The 1,152-nt window shown below is 35.9% G+C and carries 1 pseudogene; it reads left to right on the top strand.

The features are described 5' to 3' along the window. Positions 1-1,152, top strand: a pseudogene (locus ACOMCU_RS28010) (IS3 family transposase); the annotation flags it as partial.

Below are 1,152 nucleotides of genomic sequence, written 5' to 3'. Positions count from 1 at the left end.
GAGAAGAGGGTCTTGAACGATTAAACCAGCAGAATCGTTATGCTAAGGAATTAAAATTAGCGGCTGTCCGAGACTATCTTTCAGGCGAATTTTCATTAAGAGAGGTTGTAAGAAAGTATAGACTTTCTAGTAGATCGGTTTTAAGGAATTGGATAAAAAAGTATACTAGTCATAGTGAATTAAAAGATTCGGGTAAAGGAATGAGCCAAACTATGACTAAAGGTAGAAAAACAACAGTACAAGAGCGCATTGAAATAGCACAAGTTTGTATTGCCAACGATAAGAATTATCAAGTAACAGCTGAACAATATGCGGTTTCTTACCAACAAGTATATCAATGGGTAAAAAAATTCGAAAAATACGGGGAATTAGGCTTGCATGATCGCCGTGGGCGTACAAAGTTAGAAGAAGAGTTAAGCACTGAAGACAAGTTTCGTTTAGAAATCCAACGTATGGAACGTGAAAATGAACGATTACGTGCAGAAAATCTCTTCTTAAAAAAGTTAGAGGAAATCGAAAGGAGGCGTCGTTAAGTAAAAGCCGTATACATAGCCGTTATATTGCCATTCAAGAATTAGCAGCGAAGGAAGCACTGCCAATCATTTTATTATGTGAAATTGCCGATGTTACACGTGCTGCTTATTATAAGTGGTTGAACCGTCAGTCATCAGCACGAGAAATCGAGAATGAACAGCTTCTAGAATCAATTCAGTACCTTTATACACAAGTAGATGGGATTTATGGATATCGTCGCATCACACTTACAATCAATCGTCATCGTGAAAAAGTAGATTTACCGAAGGTAAATAAAAAACGTATTTATCGTTTGATGAAAATGTGTCGATTAAAATCGGTGATTCGTCGAAAACGAAAAAAATATCGTAAATCGAATCCAGATTATGTAGCAGAAAACATACTCAATCGCAAGTTCAAAGCAGATAAACCGAATCAAAAATGGTGTACAGATGTCACGGAATTTAAATATGAGAATGGCAAAAAGGCTTATTTAAGCGCCATTATTGATTTATACGATAATTCGATTGTGAGTTATGTATTAGGGCACTCGAATAACAATAAACTTGTTTTTCAAACGATGACACTAGCCATACAAAAATTAAAAGAGGATGAGCATCCACTTATTCATAGCGATCG

Origin of the sequence: Lysinibacillus sp. UGB7, from assembly GCF_049058285.1 — a bacterium.
GTDB lineage: Bacteria > Bacillota > Bacilli > Bacillales_A > Planococcaceae > Lysinibacillus > Lysinibacillus sphaericus_B.
The sequence above is the reverse complement of the archived record's forward strand: the minus strand, read 5'-3'. Positions and strand labels throughout refer to the sequence as shown.